Source organism: Candidatus Berkiella aquae (assembly GCF_001431295.2).
Lineage (GTDB): Bacteria > Pseudomonadota > Gammaproteobacteria > Berkiellales > Berkiellaceae > Berkiella > Berkiella aquae.
Genome location: NZ_LKAJ02000001.1, coordinates 2,786,614 through 2,804,729, shown reverse-complemented (window position 1 = coordinate 2,804,729; position 18,116 = coordinate 2,786,614). Strand labels below are relative to the sequence as shown.

Below are 18,116 nucleotides of genomic sequence, written 5' to 3'. Positions count from 1 at the left end.
TAGCGTTATAATATGAGAGTAAGACTCATTGAGGAGGTATGAGCTATGCCGTCTCAAAAACTACAAGCGTATCTGCAGCAAAATGAAGTGAAGTATACATCGATTGCTCACCCTTTAGCTTATTCAGCACAGCATATATCTCATATGTGTAATGTTCCTGAGCACCAATTTGCTAAAGCGGTTATTATCAAAGTGAAAGATAAGCCAGCAATGGTGGTGATGCCAGCAAATTATGAGCTTGATTTTGATAAGTTGAAAAAATCATTGCATGAAGCAACCATTAGTTTAGCATCAGAAACGGATTTTAATCGATTGTTTACAGACTGCGAATTAGGTGCGATGCCACCTTTTGGTAATTTATATGATATTGACGTTTATGTTGATAAAAGCTTGGCGAATAATAAAGAAATTGTCTTCAATGCAGGGACACATACCGAGGCAATTAAAATCGCTTATCAAGATTTCGTTAAATTGGTGAAACCAAAAGAAGCAGTAGCGCACTGAACAGTTATAGTGCGTCGATTAGCGGATGATTTTCATCACTTCATCATGAGAAAGTGTTTCTTTCTCAAGTAATGCCTTGGCTAAAGCATCAAGGCGAGTTCGGTTGTCTGTAAGAATTTTCTGAGCTCGGGCTGCGCATTCTTTTATGATATCTTCAATTTGTTGATTAACAATTTCTCTAGATGGGGAATCAAGATATTCATAAGCAATGTAACTATCATCTCTTCCCATACCGTATTTCTTTACCATATCTTGCGCAAGCTCAGTTGCCTGTTTTAAATCATTAGATGGGCCGCTCGTAACATAATTTTTACCGAAGATCATTTCTTCAGCAATTTTACCTGCTAATTTAGTTGCAATGATATCAAGATAGGCTTCTTTGGTGTATCCATAGCGTTCTAAATGTTCTTCGAAGAAAGTCACACCCAATGTTTCATCTCTTACGCCAATGGTCACTTTGTAAAATTTTAATGGGTAATTTTTTGAAAAAATTCCGACAATCGCATGTCCTGCTTCATGATAAGCTGTATTTTTTTGTTCATCGGGTAAGACATTGGCTTTCGTTTCGCGTCCTAATAAAATAATATCTTTGGCATTTTCAAAATCATTCATCGTTACTTTAGCTTTATTATTCTCATAGGCAATCATGGCGGCTTCGCTGACCAGATTTTCAATATCAGCTCCGGAAAATCCGCCAGTGGTGCTAGCCAGTTTTTTGGCTTCGACATCGCTAGCGGGTTTTATTTTGGCAAGATACATGTTAAAGATATGTTCACGTTCTGCTAAATTGGGTAAACGAATATAGACACTTTTGCCGAGACGACCAGGGCGTGTCATCGCTTCATCTAATTTATCGAGTCGATTGGTTGCACCAATAACGACAATGTTAGCGTTGCGCTCTTTATTCACATTATCAAGTTCAACCAGTAATTGATTGGTTGTTTGGGCATATTCATCGCCACCACTGTTATTGGAACGCTTTGATGCAACCGCATCTATCTCATCAATAAAAATAATAGCGGGTGAGTATTGTCTTGCGACTTCAAATAGCTCACGAACACGTGTTGCGCCAAGTCCTACCCACTGTTGAACGAATGCCGAACCACTGGTTGAGATAAAAGTGACTCCGCTCTCGCCTGCAACCGCTCTGGCTAAAGACGTTTTACCGGTTCCGGGTGGCCCATGGAAAATCCAGCCACGTGGAATATTAATGCCTGCAGCTTGCGCTTTTTCAGGATTTTTTAAGAATGAAATCATTTGCGATAGTTCTTTTTTGACGTCATCTAATCCTGCAAGTGATTTAAAGTTACTGTTTAATTGATTAGGGCGAAATATTTCAATATCCAAATCAATATCCTGTTTGGTTAGTGATAGCATCTCTTCAGACACTTTATTGCGTACTGCATTGATGTCTTCTTCAGATATCGATGTTTTGCCTTTTTTGGCTGCATAAAGTATGGCTTGATTAATGAGATTATTCAGTTCAGCAGGAGAATAGCCTTTGGTATTGCTTATGAGTGTTGCCACGTCAAAATCAATCTTGATTTTTTTTGTGTGAAGGATCTGTGTGATAAGTAACTTTCGTTCTTCATCATTGGGTAGTCGAAATAATATTTTTCTATCAAATCGTCCAGGGCGTAAAACGGCTTTATCAAGCGCACTAATATTATTGGTTGCCGCCATGATAAAAACATTGGCATTACGGGATTTATCAAGATTATCCATTTCAACGAGTAATTGGTTAATCGTTTGATTACGTTCATTATTACCGCCACCACCTGTATCAGATTGTCTTTTGACAGCCAAAGCGTCAAATTCATCAATAAAGATAATACAAGGTGCATTTTGCCTTGCTAGATTGAAGAGATTACGGATGCGCATAGCGCCTGTACCAACCCATTCTTCAATAAACTCTGAACCGCTAACATTAATAAAATTGACTTGGCTTTCTCCGGCCAAAGCTCGTGCCATCATGGTTTTACCGGTGCCTGGTGGACCATAAAGTAAAAAACCTCGAGGCGGAATCGCTCCGATCCGTGCATATTTTTCAGGTTCACGTAAACCGTCAAGCGCATCTTTTAATTCTTCTTTAACATCTTGCAAACCAGCCAAATCACTAAAGCGATTCGTGATTTCATCAGGTGTTATCAGTTGAAAATCTTTGTTTAGTGATGATGTTTTTTTGTATCTATCGTAATTTTCTTTTGCTTCAATGGTATATTGCAATGCAAATGTCAGATCTTTTTCTGAAACCCGACTATTATTTAGGTTGGCTTTTAACATGCTTTGATTAATAAAATGATAAAGATCGCTTCTGGAAAAACCTTCTGTTTGTTTGAGTATATTTTTAATATCACCTGCTTTAATGTTAAAGTCATTAAATAGCATTTTTAATAATTCACTGCGCTCTGTTTCGTTAGGTTCTTCTACTTGAATTTGATAATCAAAACGCCCTAATTTAAATGCGGCAGGATCGATTTTATATAAATTATCGGTTAAACCAACGATTAAAACCGGTTGATTATTCTCATTGAGATCATCAAACCATTTATAAAAACGTTGCATACTTTCTTGGTAATCGATATTGGTATGAGAATCTACGGGTAATAAAAATTCAATTTCTTTAATAATGACAACAAGGGGAGCGAGTGTAATAGAGTCAGCATAAAGCTCACGAATTTGTGAACGCCCTTTGCCATCAACGCCAAAATCAGGACCATTGACGACAATCACTTTTTGCCCCCAATGCTTGCCAATAGCTAAAGCGAGCTTCGTTAAATCTTCCGAACCTTGTCCATGCAGCAATAACCCATGGGGTATGGTGGTGTTTTTGTTAAGATTGCTAGAATAATTGGCTAAGATTTTTAGCAAAGACTCTAATTTCGCTTTTACCTGTGTATAGCCAACTAATTTTTCATAACCGGTTGTGATATCCGTTGGATCTAATAAATCATAATCTAGATTGTTTTGCGTCAGATTACGATAACCTTTAAATGCAACCGGTCTTTCTATGGTTGGTGAAGGTTTTTCTGCTGGATCGCTATGAGTGGTTTCTTTGAAATCTTCAGCTTCTTCGAACTCTTGGGCATCTTCATTGCTCTCTTGTTGCGAAAGCTGTAATGGTTGGGATGGGGGCGTCATCTTAGATTGAGAAGTCTTTTTCGTTTCAGGTGGCTTATCAATAAAATGGATAAAAATGGCAAAAGTCGCGAAGAAAATGATATAAAATAGCCACTGGGTTGCTTTATTATCGTTGTTAGTTTCTTTCTTTACTACTTTTTTGTAGAAATAGCTTGCGATAACAATCCCGAGTATGACGAGACCTATCATTAATAAAATGTATGATATATCACTCATTTTTACAACGCTAAAGGCTTTTATGGTAATCGACTGTCATCCTTATCGACCATATATTATTAAGAGTAAATAGTGTATTGACACGTTTCTAAATCATTCTATACATTTTTTTTGTATTTAGTTATAATTCTGGCCTGATTTGTAGAGAGGTCGTTGGCAATGAAAAACGGGATTAAGGTTAAAAAACCGGAGGTTATAGATATTACGGATGAAGATGATGAGATATCAAGAGAAGAGTATTCACTGATTGAAATTTCGGATTCCGACGAGGGCTCAGAATTAGACTTGGTTTCTTCTGAAGAAGAGGCAGAACGAGTTGAACCCTCCTCAAGAAGACCCAAGCATACTATTGCGATTGTATTGGAAGAGGATGACAAAGAATCAGCAGCAGAAAAAGCGCTCAAATTACAACAACATACCTTAACTTTGCAATATTTAAAAAAGCTTGAAATGGGTGACACTGTAAAAAAGAGTGCTACGTTAGAAACCGTTCGCAAAGGATATTTTCGTGTCAAGTCGCTAGCGCAGGAAAAATATAGCGCAAAAGATAAAGTGAAAGCATTACAACAATTAATTGCTTTAAATCCCGATCTTAAAGATGAATCGGCAAGACGCTTATTAAAAGATGAATGGATGAATACTTCAACCATTGAAGCTTTTTTTAATTTATTAGAAGAAGATTATTCCGTCAGTGTGCTTAACAGTGATCTTGCAGTGAAGCCAAATTTTTGTGAACAATTAAGAAGAAAAGAAAAAATCTTTAATGCAATGCAAGTAAAATTACAATCAAGAAGAATTTTATGGCCAATGTGCGATGATACGCATTGGTACTTAGTGGTTATAAATAAACGGACAGATGGTCGTTATGATCTTTTTTGCTTAGATTCATTGAATACCAAAACACAAGATTTTCTTGATAAAGCAGTTGATTTTCTCCAAGCAATGTTTCCTGAGAAAGATCTAGAAGAATTAGTGGTGAAAAAAGAACATATCCAGATCCCAGAGCAAGATAATAATCGTGACTGTGGTGCATCGATTTGTTTTTGGGGTGAAAGAACGGCAAAAAACAAAACGTTGCCACGTCCCTCAAAAGGAAGTTGTGATTATTCGTCATTTAGAAAGGATATTGCTGATCGTTTTGCTCGAAAAATTCATGAGGATGAAACACCGGTTACTTTGTCTTCGACAAGGAAAATTAGAAATCAATAACTTTTGCTAGATCAACGTATTGAAATTTTTTAACTAGCAAGAGTTTTAATTTTTTTCCATACAAGGATGTTTTTAAAGACCCTTCTTTTTCACGCACTGCATATTTCACATGATGTGTTAAATTAAAATTGATATGTATCTCAATATTTTTAAATTCATTTTTGCCTTTTGCGCTAATACCTCCTTTCTTTTTCTGACCTTGTGCATAGTAAGTCGATAATATATAAAATTCGAAATCGGGAAAATCTCTATCTTGCCAAGAGACTTTATCATTTTCTAATCGATAATTTTTAGCATACTCGCGTTTAATGACCATAATTGTTTCATGGAAAGTCAAATGTGATATCTGTCGCTCTAAATCAATTAAATAATTATTCAATTTGAAGGCAATACGAGTCGTTTCATTTAGTTTGTCAGCATAAGATAATTCAAAAATGCTTTTTAAAAAAATGATGAGTACCGCAATATGGGCAATTTTCCATAATTCAATATTAGGTAGAAGATTAATAAATGGGTTATAAACTATCATTATCACAAGGTAAAGACACAGTGAAAGTAATTTTTTATTTTGCGCGTAGTGAACGAGTAATGTGATTGCGGTTGCAAAAATTAGAATGTGAATATAAGTCGCTATTTGGGGTAGTTTATCTAAAGTAAAAATTAAAAATAAAAGGCTCACTGACGAAATGGCTAAAATCGTAATGATGAATATTTTACTTTGTTCCCACTGTGTTTGCATAATCGATTGATGTTTTTAAAACTTACAGTTGTATAAAATTATCGGCATTTTATGGAGAGTGGCTAAGAAATAATACATTAGGTTTAAATACACATGCCACTTTTTGTTACAAATTGCATTATGCTGTTAATGATATTAACAATGTCTACATTATAGCTCACTCTGTCAAAAAGAGCAGTAAATAACGTTAGTCGTTGCAGATACGAGATTTTAAGGTGTACATGGTTCGACTTAAGTGGAGAAAATACAATGATTCCATCACATGGTTATGCGGCGACTGATGCTAAAAGTCCATTGCGACCTTTTGAATTTGAGCGACGAGACATTGGGCCTACTGATGTTTTGATTGGTATTGCTTATTGTGGCATTTGTCATTCTGATATCCATCAAGTTCGCAATGAGTGGGGGAGTTCAAATTACCCGATGGTGCCAGGTCATGAAATTGTTGGCACCGTATTACAAGTAGGAAATCAAGTTAAAAAATTTAAAGCTGGTGATTTAGCGGGTGTAGGTTGCTTTGTGGGCTCTTGTCGCACTTGTGAAAGTTGCAAAGAAGGTTGTGAGCAATATTGTGAGAAGGGATTTGTAGGAACGTATAACAGTGTAGCAAAAGATGGTACACGAACAATGGGAGGCTATTCCAACAATATTGTTGTTGATGAAGCATTTGCTTTAAAAGTTCCTGCTAACTTAGAATTAGCTGCGGTTGCGCCTTTACTGTGTGCGGGGATCACAACTTATTCCCCCCTGCGTCATTGGAAAGTTGGAAAAGGGCATCGAGTTGGCGTGATGGGATTAGGCGGACTCGGACACATGGCAATTAAATTAGCCAATGCGATGGGAGCGCATGTTGTGGTATTTACGACTTCACCACAAAAAGTTGAAGATGCATTGCAGTTAGGCGCGAAGGAAGTGGTTATTTCCAAAAATCCTAATGATATGCAAGCGCAAGCAAATCGTTTTGATCTTATTTTAAATACCATATCGGCACCCATTGATTTAGGTCCTTATTTACAATTACTAAAACGTGATGGAACGATGGTCTTGCTTGGGGTGCCGCCTCAAGATCCGGTTATTGCAACGGCGAATTTAGTGTTTCAACGAAGGGCTATAGCTGGTTCGTTAGTTGGCGGACTTCCTGAGACTCAAGAGATGTTAGATTTTTGTGCCAAGCACAATATTGTCTCTGACATTGAGATGATACCGATACAGCGAGTAGATGAGGCCTATGAACGCACGATTAAAGGAGACGTGAAATATCGCTTTGTTATCGATATGAAGTCCCTTAATCAATAGCTTAGATTGACTCTCGGGCTTATTATCGCTATATTTCGCCGGTTGATATGGGCAGGCCAGTAGGCCTGCTTGATGCGCTCGTAGCTCAGTTGGATAGAGTATCTGGCTTCGAACCAGGTGGTCGGGAGTTCGAATCTCTCCGGGCGCGCCATCCGCCTACGCTTAAGCTTCGGCGTGATGGGATATCACGAACCGAAGATTTAGCGAGGCGTATGCCACGCCGAAGCATTTATGCGAAGGCGGATAGCTGCGGCTTGCTTCCATTCGTACATTATGTTACTGCAAGTTTCTATGATGTATGTCTATATCCTGAAAAGCCTTAAAATTCCTGAGCGTTATTACGTTGGCTCAACCCATGATTTAAAGCGCAGATTAAAAGAACATAATGCTGGGTATTCTCATCACACAAACCGATATAAGCCATGGAGAATTGAGCTTTATCTAGGTTTTACTGATGAACGTAAAGCAAGAAAATTTGAAACCTATTTAAAATCAGGTTCTGGAAGAGCATTTGCAAAAATGCATTTTTAGAAATGAATGCGCGCACTTTAATGCAAAGTATATTCATTCTCGGCTACCTGCCGGCGAAGCGGAATCGATATAATTCACCCCGAGGTGTTAAATGGCTAACAAGAAATATATCGATAATATAATAAGCTGTGGTTTAGATTTTGGCACCAGTAATTCAACACTGGCAACGTCTCACCATTCGCAAACAACCTTAGCAACCTTGGATGGTAAATCTCCGATTCTTAAGTCTGCTATTTTTTTTGATTCCGAAGTAAAAGAACATTTCATCGGACAATGTGGGATAGATCGTTATCTTGAGGGTGGAAAAGGCAGATTAATGCTGTCGCTAAAAAGTATTTTAGGTTCCCCCTTATTGAATGAAAAAATTGCGGTATGCGGCAAATGGTTAACCTATCGAGATATTATAGGGTTGGTAATCAAATATATTAAGGATACGGCGCAAGAACAGCTAAATACGGAACTGACTCAAGTCGTTTGTGGACGACCTGTGCGTTACCATGATACCGATGATGCTCGAGATAAGTTGGCGCAAGACACCATGGAACTTATCATGAAGGAGCAAGGGTTTAAAGAAGTGAGCTTTCAATTTGAGCCAATAGCCGCAGCTTTAGATTATGAAAGTACCATTAATCATGAACAGCTAGCGTTAATTATTGATTTGGGAGGCGGAACCTCTGATTTTACTATTATAAAACTTAACAATAAAACCCAATCAATCCATCGAAAATCAGACATTCTTGCCAATTGTGGTATTCATATCGGCGGTACTAATTTTGACAAAGATCTGAGCTTGCATACCATTATGCCTTTGCTGGGAAAAGGGAGCAGTATTTTAGGGATGAATGGGGCTAAGCTTGAAATGCCAGTTTCATTATATTATGACTTAACATCCTGGCATTTGTTAAATAATTTATATGACATTAAAAATATCAATAATGTTAAAGATTTATATTTGGCATCTGAACAAAAATGGTTAATTAAGCGAGTCATTAATGTACTACAAAAACGGTTGGGTCATTATTTACTACAAGCAGCTGAAAATTCTAAAATCAAGTTAAGTACTACGTTAAACGACGTCATTGATATGGCTAAAGTTGAACATGACTTGCAAGTATTGATCTCACGAGAACATTTTGAATCCTATTGTCATAATTTAATCAACGATTTGCAAGATACAATACAAAAAACACTCACCACAGCCGGAATTAATGCCAATCAAATTGATTCTGTCTTTTTAACCGGCGGAACGACACAAATTCCATCAGTACATCGTATGATAGAAGCTATTTTTCCCAACTCAACCTTTGTCACCGGTGATATTTATGGCAGTGTTGGTAAAGGACTTGCGATTACAGCGGCACAATTATGGACATAATGCTTGTGTAGTGATTTCAGATAAAATAGTGAGTGCAATTGCGCGTGCAAAATGATTCTGCACGCACAACATTTAGACCAGAGATATCGGTTTTATCTTCTGAACTGCTTCTTTGGAGAAATATGAGGAAACGCCAGATTTTGCTTATTGTTTTCTTTGTTGTTAAAACGAGGTGTAATTTTTGGAGTTTTTTTACTGACGTTAACTTCTTTCATTAATTGCGCTAATCCTTGCTGTAACAAGCCACTCGGGTGTTTAATATTACTTTGTGCAAATTTAATCGCTCTCTGTGCTAGGTTTTTTAAGCGTTTATTCATATCGGTAATATTATGTTGACCTGACACACAGATAAATTTATGCAAGGATATCACCATCTTGGCATAACGAATATCATAATGATTCCAGCCATGTACTTCGAGATTATCTAAATATTTTTTAATACTTTTTTCATAGGTACTGATAAATTGATTATGTCGTAATAAATTTTCGACCTCTTGATCATTGACCGAAAATTTCCTTGAGGTCTCACTGGCAAAATTGGGCGCTTCCTGGGGAAACATCCACCAATCATAATGAAAAGTAGATTGATGGAAATTGTTGGGATTTTCTAAAAAAACATTGTTATAGGAATCTTGTTGATTTTTAATCAATTCTTGAAGCTTTGCACTTAACGGTTTATTGACAGAGATACTTTGTTTGAGTGGTTGTTGCGATTGATTAAAATAATGAGAGAGAATCAACCCACTTAACAAAGGCAAGCTAAGAAAGCCCAGCCAAATATTAACGGTGTATCCCATAAAAATAAAAAGTGCGCTTGCAGTTAAAAGGCCTGCGTTTCTCGAAGAAATCATGATTATCGTATTCCAATATTGAAATAGTTAGAATGTAAACAAACTGGAGAATAGCGTAAATTCAAAACGATAACAATAGATTGACTGCTCCAATCAAGCATTAAAGCTTGTAACTACAGATGTTCTAGCTATTTTCCTAAACGTTTATCATCAGAAGAAACAACAGCTATCGGTGCTTCAAGTTCTCCTATTCGTGGAGCAACTTTTTCACGGAGAAAATTGATAAAATATGGCGTAAAACGATTGGGTGAGAGGTTCGGGATCATGCCATGTTCAGCGTAAGTTTTTTCTAGAACGGTTCCAAAATAATCTTTTGACACATCTCCCCAACGTGTAGATACGATAGGTACATTTCTCCAAGCTGTGGATACAATATCTGCAATCGCTACAGGATGCGAATTTGAAGGTTGTGTTCGGGGAGGAGGGATAAATCCAATTTTAAACCAGGTTAGTTCTTCTTCATTAAATTGGCTTGTTGGTAGATTGCCCCAGGGAGTATTAACAATATTTTCTGCTTCTTGTGGCCTTTGGATAGGTGAAGGCTGAGCCCGTAATCGAGAAGGTGGGTGTGTTCTATTGACAGCTTTTTGCGTGCTAAAAGCTTTTGCACTCACTTTTTTTGGGGTACCCCCATCTGCCACAGAGGGGTGAAGAGCAATTATTCTTGCTGCAACTTCTGAATCTAAAACAGGAATAGCGATATTATCGATATTAAATTTATTATGAACTGATATATGTAATTTTGTTTCTGATGGAAGTGTTTTCATTGCGATGATGAGCACTCTACAGTGCCCCAAAAATTCTGCTTGCAAGTTTTTTAAAACTTCTTGGCGTTCAGTTGAAATATATTCATCTTCGAGTGCCGTGCTAATTTTGTCGAGGACATTTTGAACTTGGTTATAATTTGTTGCACATTTTTTACCATGATCTCTCCCTCTAATTAATTTTCCAGCGTTAATTTCATATAGTGTTGTTCCTGCAATATGGTAAAAAAAAGTAATTTCACCATCTCCTATCGCATTGTGTTCAATCACTTCAGCATAAAGCGTACTTAAGGATTTGCGGATATCGCCAGCAAGCTGATGAAGTTCAGGGCTATGAAATTGATCGAGACCTAAAATGACAGTCTCATCGGGCAGTGTATTTAAGATAAGAAAATCTAAACTGATATCTTTATCAACTAAATTTTGATCATGGGCTACAATTGCAGTTAATGCTTTTCTAAGACCAAAGGCTCTTGGGGAAGGGAAGCTGAGCATACATCACCTATATTTTTCAGTTAGACAGGCTTCCGTGCGGTTTCTAAGAAAATGCTCAAAAATTCTATAACGAATAAAAAGAATATTCAACTATTCGAAACGCAGCCGAGCAGTGCTGCATGAAGTTCGTACAAATCGCATTGCACGTCAAAGTAAGAAAATTAAGTATTGTAGTGCTCACATTTGCGCATGATCAATTGTTGTTTGCGCAGATAAATGTTCTAATTCAATTTGATCCGGTAAAATAAAAGGTAAATTAAACGTGAATATTGTGCCAACGTTTACGGTGCTCTCAACGGAAATCGTGCCACCATGCAATTCAACTAGGTGCTTAGTGAGAGCCAGCCCAAGCCCTGTACCTTCCTGCGACTGTGACGCTCGATAAAATTCTACAAATAATTTACTCAGTTTTTCAGCTGAAATTCCTATCCCGGTATCTTTAATTTGGCAGGTGATCCAAAGATTATCGTGTGAATGATAAAAATTGACATCCACTTGCCCATCTGACAAGTTAAATTTAATCGCATTATTAATTAAATTAATTAAAATTTGCTTCAGGCGAATCGGATCGGCTTTTATCCACTTGAGCGAAGATTGACATTCAAATTGCAACTTTACTTTTTTCTTTAAAGCTAAATCATTCAATAATGAGTAAATTTTAGAAACAAAGGGACGAATTTCAATCCATTCTAAATTCAACACTAATTTGCCAGCTTCAATTTGCGAAAGATCAAGGCTATCATTAATTAAATCTAACAAGTGTTGTCCGGCAACAATGATATTTTTCACGGCGTTTTTCCGACTTTCAGCGGTATCTAGCATACCCATTTGCATCATTTTGCTATAGCCGAGGATAGCGTTGAGAGGCGTTCTTAACTCGTGTGACATATTGGAAATAAACTGACTTTTAAATTTTGAAATACTATTTAACTCAGTCATTATTTTGCATCGTGCACGATGAAGATCAAGGTTGGTTTTTACCCGTGCCAACAGTTCTCTAACACTAAAGGGTTTAATTAAATAATCATCGGCTCCGGCTTCTAAACCTTCAACTTTTGCTTCTTCACCTGCTCGCGCTGAAATTAAGATGAAAGGCAGAGATTGGGTTGCTGGGTTACTCCGTATCGCATTAAGTAACTGAAAACCATTCATGTTAGGCATCATGATGTCAGACAAAATAAGATCAGGAATGCTTTCTTGTATTTTATCGAGAGCAACACGACCATCCGTGGCAATTTGTACTTCACAATGTGGCGTTAATAATTTTGCAATGTAATTTCGCATGTCATTGTTGTCATCAACAAGCAATATGACTGCTTTACGGGTTTCATCCATGCTGAGCCAAATGTCTTCACTTGCAGATAGATGGGCTGAAGACGCAGTTGAAATGATAGCATCAGAGGGCAGCCAATGAAGTGATTCTTGAACAAATGCCTTTGCCATCATGGTTGTTGACGAATAGTTTTGCATAGTTTGTGCGACCAGATAGGGAGGAAGGTGGTCTTTCCCTGCGGGAATTGACACAGTAAAAGTAGTGCCTTGACCTTCGATGCTGACAACATCAATTGAGCCATAATGAATTTTAACTAATTCTTTAACAAAAGCTAACCCTATGCCACTTCCTTCGTGGGTACGTGATTTAGCATTGGCAACCCGATAAAACCGCTCGAATAAATGCGGGATTTCTGATGCTGGTATGCCAATCCCGGTATCTTGAACAGTCAGCACTGCTTGATTATTTATCCAACGAAGTTGAATTGTAATATGGCCTTCGAAAGTATGTTTAATAGCGTTTGACAATAAATTAAGCACCACCTTATCCCATAAGTTAGGATCAATATAAATATTTTCAGGCAATGTTTCGCAGTCAATAATGAATTTTAGTCCGGCCTTATTAATAGCAGAATCAAAGTTGCTTGCAAGATCTAATGTGAATCTTGTGAGATCGGTTGGGCGATAGGTAATCTGGATGCGCCCCGCTTCAAGCCTTGAAAAATCAAGTAAGGTATTAACTAACTTCAGCAAACGGATAGAATTTCTGTGTGCTACATTTAGGTGAGACCTTATTTCGTAAGACAGCTCTTGATTCTCGAGTAGATCCTCAATCGGACCTAGCATCAGCGTTAATGGCGTTCTAAATTCATGAGAAACATTAGAAAAAAACTCTGTTTTAAGGCGGTCCATTTCTTTGAGGCGATCATTTAATTGTGCAAGTTCTTTTTCACGATGTGCGAGTGTTTCATTTGCAAGTTTAATATTCTGATTAGATTCCTTCACTTGCCGCATCATTTTTAAAATTTCAGCTTCTCTTTGCGCTTGAAGAGAATTTACCTTTTCATCTGGTGTGCTTTGCTTTAGCAAAATATATTCCGTCACGTCTTCGACACGATGAAGAATAAAAACAACGTTTCCTTGTGCGTCAAAAATAGGAGCCTGAATTGGACTCCAATATTTAATTTCAAAGGTTTCAATTCCATTTTCAAGTACAGGAATATCATAGCGTTGAACACCTAAAACATCTGGTGTTTTTGTTTGTAATACTAAATCTAATGAAGTGCGCAAATCTTTCATGCCTGTTGTCGATTTATCAACAGGATTTTCAGGGAATGCTTCAAAAATGCTGAATCCAATGAGATTTTTTCTGGATTTTTTTGTCGCCAGCAAATAAGTGTCCGTTGCTGCAACTATCGTAAAATGAGGAGAATTCGCTTTAAGAATCAGATGAGGTGTTGGGACTGATTCAAAAAATAAACGAAAATCAACTTCAAACCCTGAGTCGTTCGATGTTTTTTGAATGTCCATATAAGAGGTACCTATATAATAAAATTGGCCAGTATATAGTGTGATTTTTAAGGTGAGAAGTGATTAATTAATCAGTATTTTTATCAATGAGTCATGTCAGCAAGATCATTTTCTTATCGTCATGTTTTCAGAACATTATATGAAATATACTTTATTTCACTATCTTTTCAGTATGCAACGTTTAAAGATATTGGCATTGCTGAATATTTTTAAAATGCCAAGCGATAGACGAATTTTAAAACTTGAAAAAATAGGGCGGTATATAAAAATGGTAAGGTGGTTAAAATTAGATTTTAGTAAGGAGACATAATAACAATATGTCTCACTTAAAATTGACATTTCAATTTGCTTGAAGAAGCTATTTTTAATAAAATTAATTCGGAAAATGACTATTATTTGAAGCAAGGAACGCTAATGTCACTATCAAACAATACCAAGTTATCATTATTACCCTTAGCATTATTTACTCCGACATTAGCTTTGGCAGCAAATGGCTTTCATAATGGATATTACGCAGGCGCTTCTGCGGGTGTATTACGTTTAACGAGTGAAATGTCAGTTTCTTCAACTACACTTTATCTAAACGAATTTTATAGTTATCAACAATTCAATCTCCCTTATGATGTTGATGTGGTAAATAACTATGGTATTGGTTCTATCTATTTCGGTGCTGGCGAATTTATTCATGGAACACCCTATTATTGGGCCATTGAATTTAGTGGTTCTTGGTCAAAAAATAGAGCTATTTTTTCCAATGCTTCATTTTTTGAAAATACGAATAGACGCGAGGCAACTCAATTAACGTCAACCGTTAAAACAAAATTACATGAAGGTGAATTTGCATTTGATTTTAAACCAGGTTACCTGATGGATCTTAATACGATGTTATATGGTCGTATTGGGTTTGCTATTAATCGATTAAAATCGACAGCGATTCATCATTTTGATTTAAATCATTTTGATCCTAATACAGAGTTAGGTATAACGCTTGATAAAACGAAGAAATATCTTAAACCGTTTCTGCGTCTTGGCGCCGGTTTAGAGCATAAAGTGGGTAATACTGCTTCATTAACGGCAGATTATATTTATACTTATTATGGAACTATTCGTACGGCAGGAACAGCAAGAGACTTTGCAGTTATTGCAGGAGAAGACACTACTTTTACCCTTATAGGTAACTCCAAAAGTAAAGCAACCACTAATGCACTTATGTTAGGTATTAAATATTACTTTCCACATTTGCCTTAAATTATGGAGTTATGGGAAAAACAAGCTAGCCGCTGGCGCTACATCGGAGCGCCATTGCGTCCTGATGTATCAGATATTCAAACCATCACAGCTTGGGTCCAACAGTTAGCTCAAACGCAACAAAAGCCTCTTACCGTGTTGTTGCTGGGTACAACACCTGAAATAGCACATATTGTTTGGCCTAGTCATACTCGGTTAATTGCTGTCGATAGCAGTTTTTCCATGATGAAATCTATTTTGCCTTCACAAACACCTCATTTAAAGCCTGAGCCCGTATTAGGTAATTGGTGTAGGCTCCCTTTTGCTGATACACAAATTGATTTAGTCATTGGTGATGGTTGTTTTACCGTTATGCAAAGTCAATATTATGCGGAGTTTATTAATGAAATTAAGCGCGTTTTAAATCCGATAGGATCATTGATAGTAAGATTTTTCATGCGCCCAGCATGCAGTGAATCGATTGAAATAGTTCAACAAGATTTTGTGCAAGGTAAAATTTCAAATTTCAATATTCTTAAATGGCGAATTGCCATGGCGTTACATGGTTCATTGGTCCAAGGGGTTTGTTTAAAGGAAATTTGGGATTGTTGGTATCATCATTTCAAAATGCCCCATGAAGCGGTTATCAAAAAATTAAACTGGTCTTATGAAGTAATGGATACAATTAATAATTATCACAATTGCAGTGTTTATTATACCTTTCCTGATTTAGAAGAAATCAAAACATTATTTCATGAATTTTTTAAAGAAGAAGAATGCTATTTTCCACGGTATCCTTTAGGCGAGCGATGCCCTTCATTTTTATTTTCCCCAATATAATAAGCAGTATTTATAATGAAAACGATCAATATTCAATTTCAACAAAACATTGCCCTGTTAACAAAGCATACAACTTGGGGAGCTACTTATCCTCATAATATGAATGAAAATGAAATTTCACTTAGCGAACTATTCTGCTTGAAGGAAAAGCCGAAATTTTATAAAGGATATCAAAATGGATATCGACAACCAGTTGTCAAAATCATTTTAAAAACCATAGACAAAAGTGATATTTCATTAAAAACATTACACCAAGCATTGCATTATTATTTTAATGATCAATTTTCAAAATCGATTTCGGATGATTTAATAACTTGCCTAGCTAAAGGGGTTGTGGCTCTACAAAAAGCTGCATTGCTGCCAATTTTTGCAGATATTCAAATCAGCACGTTATTGGATGTAGAAAATAGTTATGAAATTTGGATCCCTGCTTTTACTGAAGATTGTTTTCATCCGGCAATGGCATTTATGTTAGATTTTTGCCATAGACATATCATTACTGATATTTTTCAACCCAATAACGCATTGATACAACATATTAATGAACTCATTGCTGGAATTAAAATAGATGCTCCTAAAAATGCAAATACCTTTCGATTTATAGAAGCTGCACATCAAGCAGGTATTGCATGGACTCATATAGGTGGCAATATTTATCAATATGGTTATGGTTGTCATTCCCGTTGGTTTGATGATTCCTTTACTGAGAATACTTCTGTTATTTCAACTCGTATTGCTCGTTATAAAAATGGTACGACAGCCCTATTACAAAGAGCTGGTTTTCCCGTTCCCAAACAAATTGTCGTTTATAACGTTGAAGAAGCTATTGAGAATGCAAATCAAATAGGATATCCCGTTGTCATCAAACCTTATAATCAAGATAGTGGTGCTGGTGTTTTTGCTCGATTAACTAATGCGGAGCAAGTCAAAAGAGCTTTTCAACAAGCAAGCAAGTTTTCTGATATTATGCTGTTAGAGCAACATGTGGCTGGTAATGATTACCGTTTAATCGTGCTGGAAGGACAACTTATTTGGGCAATCGAAAGAATACCGGGCGGTGTAAAGGGTGATGGAGTACATTCTATTAATGAATTGATAGAACAACATAATCTAGTGGCTCACAACAAATTTGACATCACTGAAGATACCCTTGAATTTTTAGCAGAACAGGGTTGTCAGCTAAATTCAATTTTAGAAAATGGCAAATTTATTCCAATTAATCGCATTGCAAATATCTCAACCGGTGGTACACCCGTTGCGGTATTTAATAAAGTACATCCTGATAATAAAATGCTTGCTGAAGCAATAGCTAAATTATTGCGCTTGGATTTGGTTGGTATTGATTTTATTACACCTGATATTGAAAAATCATATTTTGAAGTCGGTGGCGCGGTGATAGAGGTCAATGCGCAGCCACAATTTGGCGTTGTTACTGCTGCCCATATTTATAAACAGATATTAATGACTCTCATTCCTCATCAAGGGCGTATCCCTATAATTGCTATTTGCAATAATGCAGAACAAAACGATTGTGTCGATAATTTAACACAGATCCTAGAAAAACATTTTAAACATATTGGTTTAGTAAAAAATAAGAAAGCTTTTTTAGATAATATACAAATATGTAAATCATCAACGCAATTTAGTGCTGGTGAAGCATTACTGCTCAGCAATCAAATCGAACTACTAATTTATTGCTTTGATTCTAATGAAAAATTTGAAGATGGCTTGCCTTTTGAACAATATGATTATTTGATTTTAAAGGATCGACCTTCGCTTCATTGCCTTTCAACCTTAATTAAACATTGTCATCATAAAATAATTATGAATGATGAGTTTTTAGAGCAAATTAAACTTTTTAATCAAGCAGGTGTGCCTTCAGTATCTATAAAGACATTTATAAATACTGACTTATCTAATGAAGCACCAATAGATCTACTGTTAAAAAATTGGTTAAAAACGGGTAATAAAAAATCGGTTTAATTGCCGAGGAACAGATAGAAGATTGTGATTATTCGCCATTTAGAATGGATATGGCTGAATATATTATTAAGAATGAAATGCAAGAGAAAAAGTCATTAAGAATAAAACGAAGTAATTAAGATGTATAGAGGTATTTCATCCAG

The 18,116-nt window shown here is 36.4% G+C and carries 13 protein-coding genes and 1 tRNA gene; 9 read left to right on the top strand and 5 right to left on the bottom strand.

The genetic code is table 11. From position 1 onward, the window contains the following. Window positions 1-45: 45 nt before the first annotated feature. Window positions 46-504 (top strand): YbaK/EbsC family protein, encoded by a 459-nt coding sequence (locus HT99x_RS12245; RefSeq protein ID WP_075067047.1) that lies wholly within the window; start codon window positions 46-48, stop codon window positions 502-504. 18 nt (window positions 505-522) lie between these two features. Here the strand turns inward: HT99x_RS12245 and HT99x_RS12240 are convergent, their stop codons facing one another. Next, the gene (locus tag HT99x_RS12240) at window positions 523-3,861 is read right to left on the bottom strand and encodes an AAA family ATPase (RefSeq protein WP_083482944.1); all 3,339 of its coding nucleotides are present in this window, start codon (window positions 3,859-3,861) and stop codon (window positions 523-525) included. Between the two features lie 159 nt (window positions 3,862-4,020). Between HT99x_RS12240 and HT99x_RS12235 the strand changes: the two genes are divergently transcribed. Continuing rightward, window positions 4,021-5,070, top strand: coding sequence for a Ulp1 family isopeptidase (locus HT99x_RS12235; protein WP_075067049.1), 1,050 nt, complete (start codon window positions 4,021-4,023; stop codon window positions 5,068-5,070). Here the strand turns inward: HT99x_RS12235 and HT99x_RS12230 are convergent. Further along, the gene (locus tag HT99x_RS12230; RefSeq protein WP_075067050.1) at window positions 5,057-5,809 is read right to left on the bottom strand and encodes a hypothetical protein; all 753 of its coding nucleotides are present in this window, start codon (window positions 5,807-5,809) and stop codon (window positions 5,057-5,059) included. The genes HT99x_RS12235 and HT99x_RS12230 overlap by 14 nt on opposite strands. 249 nt (window positions 5,810-6,058) lie before the next feature. On the opposite strand from HT99x_RS12230, the gene HT99x_RS12225 reads away from it, so the two are divergent. The 4 genes from HT99x_RS12225 (at window position 6,059) to HT99x_RS12210 (ending at window position 9,011) form a co-directional block, all read left to right on the top strand. Further along, window positions 6,059-7,105 (top strand): alcohol dehydrogenase catalytic domain-containing protein, encoded by a 1,047-nt coding sequence (locus tag HT99x_RS12225; RefSeq protein ID WP_075067051.1) that lies wholly within the window; start codon window positions 6,059-6,061, stop codon window positions 7,103-7,105. Window positions 7,106-7,179: 74 nt separating this feature from the next. Next, a tRNA-Arg gene (locus tag HT99x_RS12220) sits at window positions 7,180-7,256 on the top strand. A gap of 140 nt (window positions 7,257-7,396) precedes the next feature. Then, window positions 7,397-7,636: a GIY-YIG nuclease family protein gene (locus HT99x_RS12215; RefSeq protein ID WP_075067081.1), complete on the top strand. Its 240-nt coding sequence runs from the start codon at window positions 7,397-7,399 to the stop codon at window positions 7,634-7,636. 91 nt (window positions 7,637-7,727) lie between these two features. After that, a complete protein-coding gene (locus tag HT99x_RS12210; protein WP_075067052.1) occupies window positions 7,728-9,011 on the top strand; it encodes an Hsp70 family protein in 1,284 nt (427 codons plus the stop codon). Window positions 9,012-9,103: 92 nt separating this feature from the next. On the opposite strand, the gene HT99x_RS12205 is transcribed toward HT99x_RS12210, so the two are convergent. The 3 genes from HT99x_RS12205 to HT99x_RS12195 form a co-directional block, all read right to left on the bottom strand. After that, window positions 9,104-9,862: a hypothetical protein gene (locus HT99x_RS12205; protein WP_075067053.1), complete on the bottom strand. Its 759-nt coding sequence runs from the start codon at window positions 9,860-9,862 to the stop codon at window positions 9,104-9,106. Window positions 9,863-9,990: 128 nt separating this feature from the next. Beyond that, entirely contained in the window at window positions 9,991-11,121 is a 1,131-nt protein-coding gene (locus HT99x_RS12200; RefSeq protein WP_075067054.1) for a hypothetical protein, read from the bottom strand. Window positions 11,122-11,298: 177 nt separating this feature from the next. Next, window positions 11,299-13,923 carry an ATP-binding protein gene (locus HT99x_RS12195; RefSeq protein ID WP_075067055.1) on the bottom strand — a complete coding sequence of 875 codons (2,625 nt, stop codon included), beginning with the start codon at window positions 13,921-13,923 and terminating at the stop codon, window positions 11,299-11,301. Between the two features lie 414 nt (window positions 13,924-14,337). On the opposite strand from HT99x_RS12195, the gene HT99x_RS12190 reads away from it, so the two are divergent. From HT99x_RS12190 to HT99x_RS12180, 3 genes are all read left to right on the top strand, one after another. Next, complete coding sequence (locus HT99x_RS12190; protein WP_075067056.1) at window positions 14,338-15,171, top strand: hypothetical protein; 834 nt, start codon at window positions 14,338-14,340, stop codon at window positions 15,169-15,171. 3 nt (window positions 15,172-15,174) lie between these two features. Then, window positions 15,175-15,990, top strand: a complete 816-nt coding sequence (locus tag HT99x_RS12185; protein WP_075067057.1) for a methyltransferase domain-containing protein — start codon at window positions 15,175-15,177, stop codon at window positions 15,988-15,990. Window positions 15,991-16,089: 99 nt separating this feature from the next. Continuing rightward, the gene (locus tag HT99x_RS12180) at window positions 16,090-17,973 is read left to right on the top strand and encodes an acetate--CoA ligase family protein (protein WP_259566570.1); all 1,884 of its coding nucleotides are present in this window, start codon (window positions 16,090-16,092) and stop codon (window positions 17,971-17,973) included. The last annotated feature ends 143 nt before the right edge of the window (window positions 17,974-18,116 follow it).